This window comes from Dyella sp. 2YAF14, from assembly GCF_052114725.1.
In the GTDB taxonomy this organism is placed as follows: Bacteria; Pseudomonadota; Gammaproteobacteria; order Xanthomonadales; family Rhodanobacteraceae; genus Dyella.
This window is the reverse complement of the sequence record NZ_JBFRFH010000007.1, coordinates 1-18,630: the sequence shown is the minus strand read 5'-3', so window position 1 is coordinate 18,630 and position 18,630 is coordinate 1. Positions and strand designations below refer to the sequence as shown.

Annotated in this window: 9 protein-coding genes; all 9 read left to right on the top strand. The window is 63.1% G+C overall.

Annotation, left to right across the window (positions count from 1 at the left end; translation table 11 throughout):
- Window positions 1-930 precede the first annotated feature (930 nt).
- The 9 genes from AB4Y82_RS12255 to AB4Y82_RS12215 all read left to right on the top strand — a co-directional run bounded on the left by AB4Y82_RS12255 (window position 931) and on the right by AB4Y82_RS12215 (window position 18,041).
- Window positions 931-5,094, top strand: coding sequence for an ESPR-type extended signal peptide-containing protein (locus tag AB4Y82_RS12255; protein ID WP_441611308.1), 4,164 nt, complete (start codon window positions 931-933; stop codon window positions 5,092-5,094).
- Window positions 5,095-5,154: 60 nt separating this feature from the next.
- Window positions 5,155-5,970: an OmpA family protein gene (locus AB4Y82_RS12250; protein ID WP_441605607.1), complete on the top strand. Its 816-nt coding sequence runs from the start codon at window positions 5,155-5,157 to the stop codon at window positions 5,968-5,970.
- A gap of 296 nt (window positions 5,971-6,266) precedes the next feature.
- Entirely contained in the window at window positions 6,267-6,527 is a 261-nt protein-coding gene (locus AB4Y82_RS12245; RefSeq protein ID WP_441605608.1) for a hypothetical protein, read from the top strand.
- Window positions 6,528-6,627: 100 nt separating this feature from the next.
- Window positions 6,628-7,056, top strand: a complete 429-nt coding sequence (locus AB4Y82_RS12240; RefSeq protein ID WP_441605609.1) for an HD domain-containing protein — start codon at window positions 6,628-6,630, stop codon at window positions 7,054-7,056.
- 363 nt (window positions 7,057-7,419) lie between these two features.
- Window positions 7,420-7,836 carry a hypothetical protein gene (locus AB4Y82_RS12235; RefSeq protein WP_441611306.1) on the top strand — a complete coding sequence of 139 codons (417 nt, stop codon included), beginning with the start codon at window positions 7,420-7,422 and terminating at the stop codon, window positions 7,834-7,836.
- A gap of 593 nt (window positions 7,837-8,429) precedes the next feature.
- Window positions 8,430-8,762, top strand: a complete 333-nt coding sequence (locus tag AB4Y82_RS12230) for a hypothetical protein (protein WP_441611305.1) — start codon at window positions 8,430-8,432, stop codon at window positions 8,760-8,762.
- 278 nt (window positions 8,763-9,040) lie between these two features.
- Window positions 9,041-14,029: an alpha-2-macroglobulin family protein gene (locus AB4Y82_RS12225; RefSeq protein ID WP_441605610.1), complete on the top strand. Its 4,989-nt coding sequence runs from the start codon at window positions 9,041-9,043 to the stop codon at window positions 14,027-14,029.
- A 48-nt stretch (window positions 14,030-14,077) separates the two neighbouring features.
- The gene (gene pbpC, locus AB4Y82_RS12220) at window positions 14,078-16,504 is read left to right on the top strand and encodes a penicillin-binding protein 1C (RefSeq protein ID WP_441605611.1); all 2,427 of its coding nucleotides are present in this window, start codon (window positions 14,078-14,080) and stop codon (window positions 16,502-16,504) included.
- A 199-nt stretch (window positions 16,505-16,703) separates the two neighbouring features.
- On the top strand, window positions 16,704-18,041 hold the full coding sequence (locus AB4Y82_RS12215) for a DUF6438 domain-containing protein (protein ID WP_441605612.1): 1,338 nt from the start codon (window positions 16,704-16,706) through the stop codon (window positions 18,039-18,041).
- Window positions 18,042-18,630: the final 589 nt, after the last annotated feature.

Sequence of the window (18,630 nt, the reverse complement as noted above, 5' to 3'; positions counted from 1 at the left end):
ACCGAGTTCCCGGAGTTTAGGGGTGGTGCGAGGCGAACATCGACAGCTTCGGCATGCACTTCATGCGCCCCCTCTGCGGCTGCAGAAACCGCCTGCGCAGCGCCGGAGAGGATGACGAACGGATTCCTTCACCTTGAGCATTAACGTGCCGGACCGAGGGCACGCAGCCTCCATCGTTTTCGAGACCCCGGCAGGGTTCTCTGTGCGCCACGGCACCCGGCTCGTGTGCATGAACTTACGGCAGATGCAGTGCAGCAGGTTCGAACGGCTGAAGCTGCTCTCCCCGATGGCGGAGGTGTTTCGAGCGGAAGAAAGGCCCGCCGCGATGCTCGCCGTCATAGGGCTCACCGCCGCAGACATGCAACAGGCCGCAAGAATTTTCTGTCGTCCAAAAAGCCTGGAAGTAGATCTCTCCGTTGCACGGAACGTGTCATGCCGTTGCCGCTTGCGGAAAGTCTTCATGCACTTTTCACGAGGCGCGCAATCGTAAGATAGATCGATACAAATTGTGACGAGGTTCGTGTTTTTTTTGTCGATCGCCACTCACAAGTTTGCTCCTGTGGTGCCATTCTTCGGATGCGGCAGCCGCGAATCAGTTTGAAACAGTCCGGTTATTTTCAGGGGGGCTGCGCGTGAAGTGCTGCGCGAGTACACGGGTGTCGCATCAACGGAACGAAGCGAATCAGGCCGATTCCCCAGTCATGCCGTTTCGTTTGAGTCTTCGTCATCAAACAGGGGCTGTGCAGGGTTCTTAGTAGCCGAGCGCATCGACTCGATTCCTGACGTTTCAAGAAAACGTTCATGCCATGGCGTGAGCGAAGGAGGGTTTGTTTCCTTCGCACAGGCTTGATGCATGCGCGATAGGTTTCTGCGCCCAGCACTTTGTCCTGACCGCGTCCCTGATGCCAATGAGCCACAAGGGAGCCAGGCATGAACAAGATCTATCGCAAGGTGTGGAGCCGCGCGCTGAACCAGCTCGTGGTGGTTTCGGAGTTGGCCTCGTGCCAGCGCGGTGGCGGGCAAGGCAAGATGCCCCGGCGTTCGGGCGTGCTGGTCTTGCTGGCGGCAGCAGGCGCCATGGGCTGGGTCTTGCCGGCCCATGCGCAGTCGGTGGACTGCAACCCTTCGCCCTTCAACGCCTATAACGGCACCGCCTCCTGCATGGGCTTGGGCGCCACGGCCAGTGGGCTCGGCGCGACTGCGCTCGGTTCAATCTCCAATGCTTCGGTACTGGGTGCGGTCGCGGTCGGATACGCCGCGCAAAGCACGGGGCAGAATGGCGTGGCTCTCGGTTTTCAGGCCAATGCTGCCTTCATCAATTCCATTTATATCGGAGCGCGTACCGCGGCCGGGACAGGGGCGCTGGCCAATAGCGCCATCGCCGTTGGCACCGACGTCACGGCTTCCGGCAACTCTTCCATTGCCTTTGGAACCCAGGCGGTATCCACGGCCAGCAACGCGATGGCCATCGGTATCATCGCCAACGCCACGGGTGCCTCGGCGATTGCCCAAGGCGATGGCGCATCGTCTGCCTCGACCAGTAGCGTGGCCATCGGCACGCATGCCTCGGCCGATGTGAACTCCGCCAATAGCGTCGTCATCGGTAGCGTGTCCAAAGCGGTCGGTGCGTTGAACGCCGTTGCGCTAGGCACGTCTGCTCAAGTGAACAACGGGCAAGCCACCGCCCTGGGCGGCTTTACCAATGCCACCGGCGAGGGAGCGACGGCGGTGGGTCTGTCGACGCAAAGCCTTTTTGCCCATGCGACGGCAGTGGGCTGGCAAGCCTACGCAACAGCCCTTAACGCGATCTATCTAGGTGCCCGCACCACCGGGACCGGTGCATCGGCAGAGTCGGCCATCGCCATCGGCACGGACGTGAACTCCTCGGGCACCTATTCCATCGGCATGGGCCTGCAGGCCAATGCGAGCCAGACCGGTGCAATCGCCCTCGGCATGACGACTAAATCCTCCGGCGTCGCTTCCATCGCAATCGGAGGCGACACCACCGCAGGCGCCACGGCGTCTGGCACCAATGCGATTTCGATCGGCGCAGAGTCGAGCGCCATCAACAGCAATGCTGCCGCCGTGGGCTTCGACACGCATGCCACGATGGGCAACTCGTCTGCGTTCGGTGTGAATACGAGTGCCGCGGGCACCGGTGCGATCGCTTTGGGCAGTAACTCCACGGCGTCAGGCGTCAACTCGGTCGTGCTGGGTAGCAGCGTCACAGCCAATGCCCTCAATGCCGTGGCGGTCGGCACGCAGGCCAATGCAGGCGCGAGCGGCGCCACCGCCGTCGGTGCGCTGTCGCAGGCGCTGGCCAGTTCCACCGTTGCCGTGGGTAACAGCAACACCGTGGCCGCGGGCGCAGGCACCGGCTCGGTGGCGATGGGCCACAGCTCGCAGGTCAATGGCGGCACGGGCGCCGTGGCGATCGGCGAGGGGCAGGTCGTCAACGGCAATGGCGCGGTCGCCATCGGCGATCCGAACTCCGCCAACGGCAACGGCGCGGTCGCAACCGGTGCCAATGACATTGCCAACGGCGACGGCGCGGTGGCGATCGGCAACACCAATAATGCGCAGGGCGTGGGCTCGGTGGCGGTGGGCAACGGCAGTAGCGCCCTGGCCGCCGGCGCGGTGGCCTTCGGCAATGCAGCTACCGCCAACAACGCCAATGATGTTGCGCTGGGCTCGGGCTCCGTCACGGCTGCTGCCGTGCAAACCGCGAACACCACCATCAACGGCACCACGTACAACTTTGCCGGCACCACGCCGACCAGCACGGTGAGCGTGGGTGCCTTGAACACCGAGCGCACCATCACCAACGTCGCCGCGGGCCGCATCAGCGGTTCCAGCACGGACGCCATCAATGGCTCGCAGTTGTTCGCCACCAACCAGGCCGTAACGGCAGTGGGCAGCACGGTGACGAATCTGGGCAACACCATTGCCACGAGCATCGGTGGGGGCACGACCTACAATCCCACTACCGGCGCCGTGACGACCAACGTCAGCTACGGCGGCACAACGTACACCTCGCTGCAGCAGGTATTCGACCAGATCGGTGGCGCGGTGGATGGTGGTGGCGGTATCAAGTATTTCCACGCCAACTCCATCCTGGTCGATTCGCAAGCCATTGGCGCGAACAGCGTCGCGATCGGGCCGGTGTCTACCGCCAGTACCGCCAACGCGGTGTCGATCGGCAATGGCGCCACGGCCGGGACCAACCCGGGTGACGTGGCGCTGGGTTCCGGCGCAGCCACGGGCGCGGTGGTGCATACGGGCAGCGGCACAATCGCCGGCACCACCTACACCTATGCCGGCGCGACGCCGCTGAGCACGGTCAGCGTGGGCACGGTGGGCAATGAGCGCACGATCACCAACGTGGCGGCGGGACAGGTGAATGGGTCGAGCACGGATGCGATCAACGGTTCGCAGTTGTTCGCCACCAACCAGGCCGTGGACAACCTGAGCAATGTGGTCGCTGCCAGCAGCACGCACTACTACAGCGTCAACGACAACGGCGTGCAGGGCGGCAACTTCGCCAACAACGGCGCCACCGGTATCAACGCACTGGCTGCGGGTGTGGGCGCTACGGCGGCGGCGGACAACAGCACGTCGCTGGGTCAGAACACGGCTGTTTCGGTGCTCGGTGGCGTGGCGCTGGGCTCCGGCGCAGTGTCTGATCGCCCGATCGCACCGACCTCCGGCTCCATCACTGTGGGCACCAACACCATTCCCTACAACACAACCGACCGCAACTTGCTCGGCGCGGTCTCGGTTGGCAACGCCACCGATTTCCGTCAGATCACCAATGTAGCGGATGGCACGCTCGATCAGGATGCGGTGACCTTGCGCCAGCTCAAGGGCGCGATGAGTTCGTTCTCGGTCACGCCGATCAAGTACTTCCACGCCAACTCCAGCGCGTCCGATTCATTGGCCGTAGGTGCGGAGTCGGTCGCCATCGGTCCGCAGACGACGGTGAACGGTGACAACGGCATCGGCATGGGCAATGGCGCGATCGTGCAGCAGACTGCGCCGGGTGGCACGGCCATCGGCCAGAACGCCACCGTGAATCTTGCTGATGGCGTCGCGCTTGGAACCAACGCCACATCCAGTGGCATCCAGGCGCTGGCCTTGGGCGCGGGCTCGCAGGCGGCCTTTGCCGGCAGCGTGGCTTTGGGTTCTGGATCGCAGACCGATGCGGCCGTGGGCACCGCCAGCAGCACCCTCGGCGGTGTCACCTACAACTTCGCCGGAACCACGCCGGGGTCGACTGTGAGCGTAGGCAGCGCGGGTGCGGAGCGCACGCTCACCAACGTGGCTGCAGGTCGTATCAGTGGTGCCAGCACGGATGCGATCAACGGCTCGCAGCTATATGCCACCAACCAGTCGTTGAACTCGCTGTACACGCAGTTCAACAACCTCGCCAACGTCGTCAACAATCTGCCGCCGGCGGGTGGTGGCGGTAACGGCGGCGGTACCAACACGGTGAACAACACCTACCAGACGAGCACTAACAACACGACGGTGGCGTCGGCGACGGGCAACAACTCAACTGCGGCCGGTGCCGGCGCCACTGCGTCGGGCAACAACAGCACGGCCGTCGGCAGCGGTTCCAGTGCCGCGGGTGACAATAGCGTCGCCATCGGTGCGGGTTCGGTGGCGTCCACCAGCAACTCCGTGTCCGTGGGTTCGGCGGGCAATGAACGCACCGTCACCAATGTCGCCAACGGCGTGAACGCCACCGATGCGGTGAACGTGGGCCAGCTCGGCGAGGCCATCAACCAGGCCGAGAACTGGTCGAAAGACTACGTGGATCAGCGCTTCCAAACCGTCGACCGCCAGCTCAATCAAATCGGTAACCGCGCCAACGCGGGCATCGCCTCGGCGATGGCACTGGCGAGCCTGCCACAGGCCTATCAGCCGAATCAGAACTCGGCGGCTGTCTCGCTAGGCGCGTTCCATGGTGAAACCGGTATTGCGGTTGGCATGTCCACCATCACCGAGAGTGGCCGCTACGTCTTCAAGCTCAACGCCACCACCAACTCGCGCGGCGACGCCGGCGCGGGCGTGGGCGCGGGCGTGGTCTGGTAACAGGTGCCGCCCGGTGCCATGCGCCGGGGCGCCTCCCGAAAGCATCGAGGAGTCATCGATATGCGTAAATCATGGAAACAGATCAGCCTGGCGATCACCGCCGCACTTGCACTGGCCGCCTGCGGCAACGTCAGCCACGACGTAGCCAAGGACGGTCATTCGGCCGGCGAACTGGTGTGGCCGACACCCGACAAGGTCACACCCATGCACAAGGGCGGTACCTTCCCGAATCTCGCCAATCTGCGGCAGATGCGCGCCGGTCTCAACAAACAACAGGTCTCCGACCTGATCGGCTATCCGCACTTCAGCGAAGGTGTGTGGGGCGTACGCGAGTGGAACTACGTGTTCAACTTCCGCAAGACCGATAGCGACGAAGTGACGGTATGCCAGTACAAGGTGCTCTTCGATGATGACCACATGGCGCAAAGCTTCTACTGGAAACCCGAATCGTGCGAGGCCTTGCTTGAGCAGCCATCCCCAGCTATCACCACATCTCCTGCGCCGTCGGTGGAGAAGCGTGTGCTGTCGGCGGACGCCATGTTCGCCTTCGATAAGGGGAGTGTCGCCGATATTCTTTCTTCGGGCCGCAGCGAGCTGGACTATCTAGCCGACCGTCTGCGTGGCAGCGACGCGAGAATACATATAGCCGGCTATACCGACAGGCTGGGCACTGCCACCCATAACCGATCCCTGTCGCAGCATCGCGCAGATGCCGTCCGAGACTACCTGGCAGCCAGGGGTATCCCCGCCAACCGCATGACCTCGGAGGGACTAGGTGAAGCGGACCCTGTGAAGGAATGCCCCAATGGCCCGCAGACCCAACTGATCGCTTGCTTGGCGCCGAACCGGCGTGTGGAGGTCACGGTCAGGGAGTGAGTGACTCACTCGATCGTCCCGTTTGCTCCCCAGTCCCGGCAGACTCCTCCCTGAAGTCTGCCGGGACGCCGTTCTTCGGGATGACCATCGGCTCGGGGGAGCAGGGATCGCTATGGCAAAAGAAGACGAGTTGGGCACGGGCTATATACAACTGGCCCGTGACCTTTCACCCATCGAGGCGCAAGTCTTGCTGGGACGTCTGCATGCCGATGGCTTTGAGGCGCATTTCTGACTTCGAGTCCCCCTGACTCTATCGTCGAAGCGGGTGGCTTTGCCCACCCGGTGCACTCGGCGTCGTGGAAGAGGCCTTCCTGTTTCCCATGGCCGCCGCCAAGTCCGATGAGTTGGCACTGCTGACCGTCTACGGACAGGAGGAGCAACAGGGGCGGGCAACAGGGGTCTATGCGCCGCTCCGCCGCACCTACAAGACGATCTCGCAGTTCAACCAATTCACGAAGACGCTGAGCATCAACGGACCGGCTCCGTTCAATGCCAAGGCGGTGATGGGCAGACTGCCCGAAGGTACGCACCCGACCGACTATCGGTGGACGGGCTAAGACGTCCTGATGTGATAGGTTTATTTGCGACCCGAAACGGACGTTCCTCTTAAGGGAAACAGGAGTTCTGGCCAATGCTTGAATTAAAGGGGAAGGCGACATGGCGACTCTCGAACGCGCCATAGCAATAGCGGCTGCGGCACACGCAGGCCAGGTCGATAAAGGCGGAGAGCCTTACATTCTCCACCCGATTCGCGTGATGCTTCGAATGCAGTCGGCGCCTGAAAGGATCGTCGCAGTGCTTCACGATGTTGTCGAGGACTCCGACGTGACACTGGAGCTTCTCGGGGCCGAGGGGTTTTCACAAGAAGTCCTCTCCGCTGTCGATGCGCTGACGAAGCGTAAAGGCGAATCCCGGTCGGATGCAGCGCGCAGAGCAAAGAAAGATCGTATTGCGCTCGCCGTCAAGCTGGCCGATAACGCCGAGAACATGGATCTTTCGCGGATAGCGGCGCCGACAGAGCGGGATTATGTGAGGCTGGAGGAATACAAAGTCGTCCGGGCAATTTTGCTTGGAGCAGCGGAGTAGGCCAGCGCTGGGAGCGCCCCATCTCGATCCACCTGGGCTGGACACCTCATCAATCACGGTGCCGTAAAGCGGGCATGAGTGAGTACAGGCATTGCGCGGTCAGCAACCCCATTAGGATTGGGAAAAGCAGAACGGCTCCTGGTCAGGTGGCGACGCTAATGTCGAGTCACCCTTGGATGCCTGGATGAGAGGCGACTTTGATCCAGTGAATGACGAGATCACCGAGCAACGGGCGAACGCATATTCGAATCAGTGGCGCGCAAGTGGCTCCTGGCCGGGTCGCGAGTAGAGAGTTGGCAATCTATCGGGTGCAGCTTCGATCTGATTAAACTGGAAGTGTCGTCCAGAACAAGGACTGAGCCCATGAATACTGTCAAGAGAAGTCTGCTGTGCGCGGCTCTTATCACGATGGCATGCGTCCGATGGATTCCGGCACATGCGTTTGAAGCAACAAAGATTCCCATACCTCAGATTTTTCGCGATGCAAAACCCATGCTTGGTCAGGAACTCAAGGTAACAGGGCTGCTACGCTGGGCAGGCGAGAACAGAAATCTGTTTCCAGCGGGCACCGATCCCAACAATCCGCCCGAACCGCTTTGCCTTCCGATTCTTATCAAGCGCTCAGATACGGCCCTGATTCGTCGGGCACAGGAGCTCGACGCAGCTACGGTCGTCATTGAAGGCCGAATCGTGGATCCAGCTCCACCGGGCGAAGTTACCTTGGGGTCTTGCAAGCCAATCGGCATCGAAGTTCGGACGATCGATCCGGTTGGCCGTTGAGGTTTGATGCAGATTGGCTAATGTCCGCTTCCGACCCACAGGGACATCGGCTCATAGGGGCTTTCGATGCTGAGACTTGGATCTGACTGGCTGGCTTTCGTCGCAACGGCGTTGCTCTCCATCGCGCCCGTCGGCGTCGCGTGGAGCAATCAGGTTACGGAGAAGAGCCTGGAAAGAGCGGGTGGGGACGTCCGATCTGGTGGCCATTGCCACGGTCCTCAGGGTCGATAAGAACGGCTGCAGGAAGGACTTCTCGTGCGCCCATCTAAGAGTGACAAAGTCTCTGAAAGGTCCGAAGGTCGATCAGATCGTGCTCCTCGTTGATGGCCCAGTTGCCGAATTTGACCCGGCTTGTGGCGTCACCGGATCGACCTACCTGTTGTTTCTGCAGTCCGTTGGTACTGGCACCTATAGCTCGACAAACGGCCCATTCGGCGCCGTCCTTGTGCAATGAAGGCGTACGGAGACGAGCGGAGGCTCGGACGGCCAAAAGGAATGCAAGCCAAAGAGTCCGCTTGCGACTCGATGCGGACCTGATTGTTTAGACGGGGCTGTCGCCACGCAAGCCCTCCCAACGGGAATGTGAGGTGCGAATGAGCTTGCTATTGGTGGCTCTGGGCTGGACTTATGTTCTCGTTGTGCCTGTCTACTTGTACGCGTTCTCGAGGTTCTACCGAATCGTCAAGGCGGAGAAGCCTGAATGGGTGCGGCGCCGAGGGTCGCTCTCCTTCTTGTATGAAGGGCTGCCGCGCCAAGGCGATCCAAACGTGGCCGTGGCGGTGATCAGAACGGCCTTTAGCTCGCGCGTAAGTCAATTGCAGGCACCAGAAGCAGCTTTCTACGCGCGGTTGGTGCGCACCTTGTTACTCGTCGGCCTGGTGCTGTTCGTGTTCACCCTGTATCTGGTTTTGCGGTTTAAGCCTTGACCGCTCGCCTGGGCCCGTATCGAGATTACGTCCGCTTCCGATCCTGAGCGGACAGCAGGACTCTGTGACTGAAAGAGGCCTGCCGGAAGTGTCGAGGTCGGCTTCGCACATACTCCGCCGCCAGCGTCCCGGGCCACATGCCCGACCTGAGAACCCATGTGGCCGGCGGTCGACGCACTGGCGCAAAGGTCCGCTTGGATTCAAGCAAGCCGCCAGCGCTTGGCCTCAATTCGGCCATAAATGCGTGCGAGACTGCCGCCGTATCTAGGGGGAAATCTATGGATCGGATATCAAACTCTGGCCGTGCCTTGGGCGTGGCCAGATGGATGTTGTGCCTGGCACTAACCTCACTGGCCGGCTGTGGCCGCCACGAAGGCGACAAGCCTGCGTTGCAGGGCCATCCAGTCCCGGCCGCTTCGGTCGCACAGACGGCCAAAGGCAGTGTCTTTACCCTGCTCAGCGAAGGCTCGCGCGCGCAGGACTCGCGCACCGAACTCGTACTGACGTTCAGCACGCCGCTGGCATCCGCTCAGTCGTTCGATAGCCTGCTTTCCCTCAGCGGACCCAACGGCGAAACGATCAGTGGCAGCTGGAGCCTGGGGAGCGATGGCAAAACCCTGGTCTTTCCGTTTGTCCAGGCCAACCAGCACTATGCCGTGCAGGTGCGAGCGGGCCTGATGGCGGCAGATGGCCGGTCACTGGGCGCCGACCTGAAGCGCGACGTGTATTCCGGCAGCGTACCGGCCGCGGTGGGCTTCGCCTCAGTGGGCAGCGTGTTGCCGGCGCGAGGCTCGCGCGGACTGCCGCTGGTGTCGGTGAATGTGCACGATGCGGATATCGAGTTCTTCCGTGTTCACGACGATGCCATCTCCGATGTGTTCTGTGCCTTCCCCGCCAACAAGCATCGTGGCGAGTACGAACTGCAGCATCAGATCAGTCCCTGGGACAGCTGCAATAACGGCAAGCGCAAGCGTCGCCCCATCACGGACATGGGTGATTCGGTTTACGCCAACCACTACACCTTGGGTGGCGACCCCAATGCCCGTACGATCACCTATATCCCCGTGCAAAAGGTCGCTGAGCTGTCGCAGCCGGGCGTCTATATGGCGATGCTCAAGCAGGGCGGTACCTACACGGGCACCTACGACACGGCCGTGTTCTTCGTCAGCGATCTGGGCCTGCACCTTCGCGTTTACCGCGACAACGTGTTGCTGCACGTGGCGTCGTTGCACGACGGTTCGCCGGTGAGTGGCGTCGCGGTGGAAGTGGATGACGCCGATGGCAACGCCAGGCTCAAGGCCACGACGGACGACGATGGCAACGCCCTGATCGCCTACAAGGTCCAATCCACCGACGTGCTGATCGCCCGCAAGGGCAAAGACGTCTCGGTGCTGCCGTTCAACCGCCCCGCGCTGGACATTTCCAATTTCGATGTCACCGGCAGGAAGCAGGCGCCGTTCGAAGTCTTCGCATGGTCCGGGCGCGACCTGTACCGACCCGGCGAGACCTTGCGCGCTTCCGCGTTGTTGCGCGACTACGACGGCCGGCCCATGAAGCCGCAGACGCTATTCGTCCGCCTCAAGCAGCCCGATGGACGCAGCCTGGTCGACACCCGGCTGGAGCCCAAAGACCTCAACTACTTTGAGCTGAGCCAGGCCATTCCCGCGGATGCGCCTACCGGCTTGTGGCAGCTCGAGTTCCGTCTGGATCCGGCCAGCAAGGAGGCCGTGCAGGCCTTTCCTTTCCACGTCGAGGAGTTCCTTCCCGAGCGGCTGAAAGTGGATCTTTCCAGCCCGCAGGCACGGCTGGCGCCGTCGGAGCCGCTGAAGCTGGTGGTGTCCTCCAGCTACCTCTATGGCGCACCGGCCGACGGCAATCGCGTCACGGCCAAGCTCCTGATGAAACCCGAAGTGCATCCGCTGCCGTCCCTGCCGGACGTCTTCTTCGGCAATCCTCTGGTGGATCTGCCTGCCGCTGCCGCGGACGTGCTGGACGCCAAGCTCGACGCGCAAGGCCATCTGGAGCAGGACATCGCTCTGCCCGGCGAGGTGAAACCGGTGGCGCCACTGACCGCGACGCTTTCGGGCAGCGTGTACGAAAGCGGCGGCCGTGCGGTCACGCGCCTGCTCGATCGCGTGTATTGGCCGGCGCCCGCGCTGACGGGCGTGCGACCGCTGTTCGATCCCAAGCAGGGTGCGCCCAGCGAAGGGCAAGCCTCGTTCGAAGTGATGCGTGCCGACATGGACGGAAAGCTGGTGGCGGGCAAGCATCTGAAAGTGCGCCTGCAGCAGGAGATTCGGGACTTCTACTGGTTGTACGAACACGGCGACGAATGGAAGTCCAACGCCAACGTGCAGCTATCGCTGGTCGAAGAGAAGGATGTCGACGTCGCGCCCGGCCAGCGGGTGAAGGTGAATTTCCCCGTGCTCTGGGGCGGCTACCGCCTGGAAGTGTACGACCCCGAAACGCAGCTCACGTCCGTGTTCCCGTTCTTCGCCGGCTACAGTTGGGACGACCAGAACACCGGCAAGGAAGCGCGCCCGGACAAGGTAAAGGTGGCGCTGGACAAGGCGCGATACCGCGCCGGCGACACCATGAAAGTCACCGTGACGCCGCCGCATGATGGACAAGGCGTGCTGCTGGTGGAGTCGGATCACTTGCTCTACATCCGCAACATCAAGGCCACCGCCGGTGCGACGTTCGACATTCCCGTGACCAAGGAGTGGGAACGCCACGATGTCTATGTGGTCGCGCTGGTGTTTCGTGGTGGCGACGCGTCGGAAAAGACCACGCCCGCCCGCGCCATGGGTGTGGAGCACGTGGCCATGGAGCGCAATGACCGGCGCATTCCCCTGAAGCTCAGCGCGCCAGCGCTGATGCGCCCCGGGCACCCGCTCGATGTGACCGTGCGGGCTGAGGGGCTGTCCGGCAAGAAGGCCTATGTCACTGTGTCGGCCGTCGACCAGGGTGTGCTCAACATCACCAGCTACCCGGTGCCTGACGCGTGGGCCTGGATGTTCGCGAAACGCGCGCTGAGCGTGGATGCGTATGACCTCTACAGTCGCGTCATCGAGGCGATGGAAGGTGCGGAGGCACGCTTGCGCTACGGCGGCGACATGAGCGGCAAGGGTCTGCCGCACGGTGCGCGCCTCAATCCAAAGGTGCAGATCGTTGACCTGTTCGCGGCGCCGGTGCAGTTCGATGCGCAGGGCAAGGCGACCGTGCAGTTGCTGGTGCCGGACTTCAACGGCAGCCTGCGGCTTTCCGCGCTGGCCTATGCCGACGATGGTTTTGGCAATGCCGATGGCGCCGTCACCGTGCGGGCCCCGTTGGTGGTCGAGCCGAGCACGCCGCGCGTGATGGCGGGTGGCGACAAGGCGCAGATCAGCATCGACCTGAAGAACCTTTCGGGCAAGGACGGCGTCGCCAAGGTGAGCGTGAAGGGGGATGGCCTTATCAAGGTGGCCGACGCCGCGCGCAGCGTGCCACTGAAGGACGGCGCCGGTACCACGCTGGTCATGCCTGTCACCGCGGACCAGGGTGTGGCCGTGGCGAAGATCGATATTCACGCGGAACTCAACGACTACCAGGTGGATCGCCACTTCGAGTTCGCCGTACGCAACGCGTGGCCTGACGTGGTGAGCACGGTGCCGATGGCCATCGAAGAGGGCAAGCCGGTGCGCCTGGATGGCAGCGCCATAAACGGGCTCGTGTCGTCCACCGTGCGCAACCGCCTCACCCTGAGCCTGTTGCCGCCCTTGCCCTATAGCGCCGCGTTGTCCGAGCTGTTGCGTTACCCCTATGGTTGCATCGAGCAGACCACCAGCAAAGGCTACGCGGCGCTTTATCTGGACGAAAAGACGGCGCGCACGCTGGGCACATCGGGGCTTGGCGAGGCAGGGCGCAAGGCGGCCGTGGAGAGCGCATTGGCGCGCATCGCCTCGTTCCAGGCCAGCAACGGGCATTTCAGTTTCTGGGGTGGCACCAGTCCCATCGAAACATTCATGACACCCTACGTGGTCGACTTCATGCTCGATTCGCGCGAGGCGGGTTTCGCCGTGCCGCAGGAGGTATTGCAGAAATCGCTGCAGCGATTGAACGACGATCTGCTTGCCGGCGGTCATCCCTATTACTCCTACGAGCATCACGATCACCTGCGCATCGCCGACGAGGCGTACTCCGGCTACGTGCTCGCCCGCGTCAACCGGGCGCCGCTGGGAACGCTGCGCGCCATCTTCGACAACGAGCGGCAGAAACTCGTCGGTCCGCTGCCGCTCGTCCACTTTGGTGTGGCCTTCAAGCTCATGGGCGACAACGAGCGTGCGCAGAAAGCCATCCAGGAGGCATTTGCGTGGAACAAGGAGCGCCCGTGGTATGTCGGTGACTACGGTTCGGACCTGCGCGACCTGGGCGTGATGGTGGCCTTGACCCATGCCTATGGCCTGAACAAGCCCGAGTACGACGCCGCCTTGATCGATTGGGCGCGCAACGCGACCACCAAGGTAAAGGCCGGCAACGAGAAAGTGCCGTACTACCACTGGTCGTGGTCCTACCTCAGCACGCAGGAACAGGTAGCGATTGCGCGCGTGGCACACGCATTCGATGCGGGTGGCAGGGGAGCGCTCGCCGCCTCGGTGCGCATAGGCGCCAAGACGGAAACCGTTCCTGATGGACAGACGATCTGGGTGCGCGATCTGACCCCCGCTGACATGGAAAGCGGTGTCACCGTGCAACCAGCCGACAAGGGCACCGTGTTCGCGACGCTCGACGTGGCCGGCATTCCGCTGAAGGCGCCCGCCGCCGATGACAGCCAGGTCGACGTGCGTCGACGTTACTTCACCACCGACGGCAAACCCTGGGCAGGCGGCAAGCTGCGCGAGGGCGACACGCTCATCGCCGAAGTCAGCATGGAAGCGCGCGTCGACATGCCTGACGCACTGCTCACCGATCTGCAGCCCGGCGGCCTGGAAGTGGAAAACCTCAACCTTGGCGGCGCGAAACAGTGGGAGGACATCGTGGTCGACGGCATCCGCCTGACCGAACACGAAGGCGCAGCCAATGTGGTGCACGAGGAATACCGCGACGACCGCTATGCCGCGGCGCTGTCGCTGCGGCGCGGCGCCACGGCACGCGTGTTCTATGTGGTGCGCGCCGTGACTCCGGGCACGTACACCGTGCCGCCTCCGCTGGTGGAAGACATGTATCGCCCTGCGATTCGCGGCTACGGCGTATCTGCCGTCGGGCAACTCACCGTCGAAGAACCCTGAGCGCATCCGGGCCGCGCGCATCGCGCGGCCCGGCCAGCGGACTGACCGATGCACGCTCCCGTTCCCACCCGTCACCACCCGGTACGCGGACCATGGCGTCGCCTGCTGCGGGCGTTGGTGGTGGCATGTGTCGGCATCCTGCTGGCGGCCTTGCTGCTGGATCGCCTGTTTCCGCTGCGATTACCGGGACCCGATACGGGCAGCACCGTTGTGCTGGCGAAAGACGGCACGCCCCTGCGTGCCTTCGCCGATGGCGATGGCGTATGGCGCTATCCCACCACCGCCGCGCAGGTGTCGCCGCTGTATCTCAAGGCGCTGCTCACTTACGAAGACCAGGCCTTCTATCGTCACCCCGGCGTGAATCCACTCGCGCTGGCGCGTGCCGCCTGGGGCGTGCTGCGCCATGGACATGCCGTGTCCGGCGGCTCCACGCTCACCATGCAGGTGGCGCGCATCGTCATGCCGATGCCGCACACGGTCAGCGGCAAGCTGGTGCAGATCGTGCGCGCGTTTCAGCTGGAGGCTCACCTGAGCAAAGCGCAGATTCTGGACGTCTATCTCAATCACGCCCCCTTCGGTGGACCGATCGAAGGCGTCGAGGCGGCCTCCTGGGCCTACCTGGGCAAGCCGGCACGACAGATGTCGCACGCCGAAGCCGCGTTGCTCGCCGTATTGCCGCAATCGCCCAGCAGCTATCGCCCCGACCGTCATCCGGACGTAGCGCGACGCGCGCGGGACAAGGTGCTCAAGCGCATGCAGGAGCAGGGCCTGTGGCATGCCGCCGAGGTTGCCGATGCCAGGCTCGAACCCGTCACTGCGCGCTCCCTGCGCTCGCCTCTGGATGCGGCGTTGTTGGCCGAACGGCTTCATCGCCAGCAGCCGGCCGAGCGCCGTATCGTCACCACCATCGATGCGAACCTGCAGCGGGCCGTCGAAGATCGCGTCAGCGAATATCTGTCGCGCCTGCCGTCGCGCACATCGGCCGCCGTGCTGGTGGTGGACAACGCCACGCTGGAAACGCGGGTCTATGTGGGCACAGCCGAATTTGGCGATCCGCGTCGGCTTGGCCACGTAGACATGGTGCATGCATCACGTTCGCCGGGTTCCACGCTCAAGCCATTCCTCTACGGGCTGGCGCTGGATGACGGACTGATCACCTCACAGAGTCTGCTGGTCGATGCGCCTCAGGATTTTGGCGGCTATCGACCGGCCAACTTCGACGAGGCGTTCCGTGGACCGGTCAGCGTGGCACAGGCGCTGCAGCTGTCGCTCAACGTGCCGGCTGTCGATGTACTCGACCGCGTCGGCGCCAATCGTTTCGTGGCACGGCTGGCCAACGGCGGCATCGACCTGCGCTTTCCTGCAGGCGGTTCGCCCAATCTTGCCGTCATCCTGGGTGGTGCTTCCACCCGACTGGAGGATCTTGTAGGTGCCTATACCGCCTTTGCGAACGGTGGCGTGGCGGGAACACCGCGTTACACGACGTCGCAATCCGCGCAGCCGCGACGGCTGCTCAGTCCGGGAGCCGCATGGATCATCCGCGATATTCTCTCGACCAATGCTGCCGATGTCGCTGGCGCACCGCTCGACGGCACGTTGCGCTCGCAGGACGCCATCGCCTGGAAAACCGGCACCAGTTATGGCTACCGCGATGCGTGGGCAATCGGCGTCACGGATGACTGGACCTTCGGCGTGTGGATCGGCCGTCCCGATGGCACGCCATCGCCCGGCCAATACGGTGCCGTGACCGCGTTGCCGCTGATGTTCAGCGTGGCGACCATGCTTGCGCCCAGTCACGCCAACCCACGCACGGCGCGTCCAGCATCCGTGGGTGCCGTAGACATCTGCTGGCCGCTGGGTGGCTCCGCGAACAACACGCCCGCGGCGCTGTGCCGCGATCGTCGCACGGGGTGGACGATCGACGGCGCACTACCGCCCACCTTTCCCGAGCGCGACGTTTCCGCCTGGATGGGCGGCTTGCTGGCCGTGCGCGTGGACGCGCATCAACGCCGTCTCAGCGCCACCTGCCATGGCGCCGGCGAACACACCGTGACACTGGCGCGTTGGCCAGCGCTCGCCACGCCCTGGCTGGCGCCGGCGGATGCTGCCGCGTCGGCGCTGCCACCGCTCGCGCCAGGCTGCGATCCGGATTCGCTGGAGGTGGCCAACCCCATCCGCATCGCCGGCATCAGCGACGGCGCCATCCTTCGCGCGGCGCCCAACAGCGATGCACCACTTTCGGTGACGTTGCGGGCGTTGGGTACGTTGGAGCGCGTGCAATGGCTGCTCGACGGCCGCCTGCAAGGCGACAGTTCGGGCCCGGCGCCCATGCGGCTGGCGCTCGCCCAACCGGGCACGCACCAGATCACCGCCCTCTCGGCCCACGGCGCTTTCGCACGCCTCACGCTCTCTGTGTTGCCGCCCGCGTCCCCGGCCGGCGCATCCCTGAGGCACAGCAGCCTGACGGCGCAGTAGGCTCCGCACAAGCCGACCTGACAGTGTCTGTATTCGAATCGAGGCGAACATGGCCGGCGCCGCAAGATCGGCAAGATTCAGAGGGCAGCGCGCATGCCAGGATGCGCCGCCAACTCGGTGACGACTTGCCGTATAGACTGCTGAAGCACCAGAAAACGATGAACGCGTGACTTGTTCAAAGAAGGGTTCGGGGGAATCCATGACTGCAGGTAGATACAGCGTCGCCGGCATGATGAAAGCCGCTTGCTTCGTCGCGATGGCCATTGCCATCCCGTCGGTGGCTGCTGCGAATGGCGCGGACGGGGTCGCAATCACTTTGGCGCGATCGGCCTGTTACGGCTCGTGCCCGGCGTACAACGTGACGATCCATGGTGATGGACTCGTGCAGTTCACCACCGGCGCGTCCCCTATCGACGGGGTGGATGCACTGCATCGGCAGTTCGCCCGTTCCAGCAGCGTATTGCTTCCGGGAACGCATGAAGACAAGGTCCGCCCCGAAGTGGTGGAGGCGTTGTTAAAGCAATTTGAAGCGGCCAATTTCTGGCACCTCAAGAACGCCTATCGATACCCCGTGACGGACGGGCCGACTCACATCGTGACCTTGGTAGTGGGCGATCGGAAAAAGACCGTCGTCGACTATATGGGCACGAAAGCCGGGATGCCTCAGGCGGTGGAAGACCTGGAAGCTTCGATCGATCGCATCGCTGGCACGGACCGCTGGGTCACGGGCAGTCCCGGCCTTATCCCCTGGCTCGAGCAGGCCGGGTTCGATTTTCACTCCAACTATGCCGCGGCGCTGGCTGTGGAAGGTGAGATGGATGACGCGGATGAGGCCACGGTCGTCGCGTTCATCGATCGCGGCGCCCCCTTGCAGCAGTCGGTACTACCGCAGGGAAATATGCCAGGCGAACCCGAGGTCGCGGGCATCACGTTGATGGAAAGCTCGATCAGACGGGGGCATGCGAACCTGTTCAAGCGCCTGGCAAATGAGGGTTGGCTTGACAGGCTTGGCAAGGACAAGGCCGCTGTGGTCTTTGCAAGCACTGCGGCGGGATGCTCTCCGGCCATGGTTGATGCGGCAGCGGATGCTGGCGTCGATATCGATTTCTCCCTGCCAGACGAGAGCCTCGACGGTTCCAGGGAGAAGACGGCGCTAGCAGCGCTAGGGAATGCCTACACCTGCCGCCAGATCGAAAATGCGCGCTCCCTGACCGCCGCGCGCCTCCTTGCGCGAGGGGCGAATCCCAACCACCGGGACAGCCTGGGAAGAACGCCTATTTATGGCGTGGAGGACCTCGAGCTCCTGAACGTTTTGCTGCTCCACGGTGCCGATGCCTCCGCTAAATCGAACAATGGGAAAAGCATGGTGTTCGGAAGCTGGAGCGACGCCATCGTATTGCGACTGCTGGAAGCCGGCGCGAGCCCCGTCGGGCGATATGACTATGACGGGAAGACGCTTGCCCAGGAGGCAAAAGCCCAGAACATGCGGCAGGTGACGAAATGGCTGCTCGGACACCCCGAGGCATTTCAACGCTGATCGGGTGAGGCAGGCAGGGTGAAAACGTTGAGACGAATCGGGCATGTCCGCTTTCGACCCTGAGCGAACATTCTTGTATTGGCGTATTGAAAGCTACTAAGGAAGACTGATGCCTGACAGGAATTTTCCCATCGGAAGGTGCATCCGATTTGCCATTCTAGCTGGCATGCACGCGCTCTTGCTTGGTGTAGCCACTTCTCTTCCTGGCTGGCTAGCGGGCTGCGTCGTGTTCGTTAGCTGGCTGCCCTGGCTGCCACTCGCCTGGCTGGGTCTGCCCGTTATGGTGGCGCCCGCGATACCTATACCCAACCTGGCCGGAAACCTTTGGAGCATCGTTGTATGGGCGGCTTTTTATTGGTGGCTAGCGGGTCTTATTGGCCGACGGGCAGGGCACACCAAATCAGGTCCTGTCATCGCCGAGTAATGTGCGCTTTCGACTCGAAGCAATGAGATGGACTCCTCCCCGTCTTCGGCATCGAGTGCCAGACTGGAAGCGATTAGAACCAGTCGCTGGCGAAGAGGAGTCCACCCATGAAGCTTACGCGCATCGGAGTAGACGTGGCCAAGCAGGTCTTCCAGGTCCACGGGG